This is a genomic window from Streptomyces sp. NPDC104313 (assembly GCF_055583985.1).
In genome coordinates this window covers 1-1,094 of record NZ_JBVJMW010000046.1, presented here as the reverse complement: position 1 = coordinate 1,094, position 1,094 = coordinate 1, and the positions used below count along the sequence as shown (strand labels likewise).

Sequence of the window (1,094 nt, the reverse complement as noted above, 5' to 3'; positions counted from 1 at the left end):
GGTGGTGGTTGGGGTGTGGCGGGGGATGAGGTTGCGGAGGAGTGGGGGGATGGTGGGGTTTTTGCTGATGGTGGTGAGGTTGAGGGGGGTGGCGATGGTGGTGGGGGTGTTGAGGCTGAGTGCGGCGTCGAAGAGTGCGGTGCCGTGTTCGGTGGTGATGGGGGTGATGCCGTCGCGGGTGAGGCGGGCGTGGTCGGTGGTGGTGAGGTGTTTGGTGGTGCCGCTGGTGTCGGCCCAGAGTCCCCAGGCGATGGAGGTGGCGGGGAGTCCTTGGGTGTGGCGGTGTTGGGCGAGTGCGTCGAGGTAGGCGTTGGCGGCGGCGTAGTTGGCTTGGCCGGGGTTGCCGAGGGTGCCGGCGAGTGAGGAGTAGAGGACGAAGGCTTTGAGGTTGAGGTGTTGGGTGAGTTCGTGGAGGTGGTGGGCTGTGTCTGTTTTGGGGCTGAGTACGGTGTGGAGTTTTTCGGGGGTGAGGGTGGTGAGGAGTGTGTCGTCGACGATGCCTGCGGTGTGGATGACGGCGGTGAGGTTGGGGGTGTTGTTGATGAGGTTGTGGAGTGCTTGGCGGTTGGTGGTGTCGCAGGCTGTGGTGGTGATGTTGGCGTCGAGGTCGGTGAGTGTGTGGGGGGTTTGGCCTCGGCGGCTGACGAGGATGATGTTTTTGATGTTGTGGGTTTCGATGAGGTGGCGGGCGAGGATGGTGCCGAGGGTGCCGGTGCCGCCGGTGATGAGGATGGTGTCGTCGGGGTCCCAGGTGATGGGTTGGGGGTTGGGGGTGGGGGTTGGGGTTTTGGTGAGGCGGGGTGCGTGGGTTTTGCCGTGGCGGATGGTGAGTTGGGGTTCGTCGCCGATGAGGGTGGTGGGGTCGAGGGTGTCGTCGGTGTCGATGAGGATGATGCGGTCGGGGTGTTCGGTTTGTGCGGTGCGGGTGAGGCCCCAGACGGCGGCGGCGGCGAGGTCGGGGTTGGGGGTGTTGACGGCGTTGCGGGTGAGGATGATGAGGGTTTTGTCGGTGGTGAGGTGGTGTTGGAGGGTGGTGAGGATGTGTTCGGTGACGTCGTGGATGTCGCCGGTGGGGACTTCGATCACGGTGGGTT

1 protein-coding gene is annotated in these 1,094 nt (G+C 64.8%); it reads right to left on the bottom strand.

Annotation, left to right across the window (positions count from 1 at the left end):
• On the bottom strand, positions 1-1,094 hold a 1,094-nt coding region (locus ACZ60Q_RS36005), incomplete at both ends, for a beta-ketoacyl reductase (protein ID WP_469641839.1).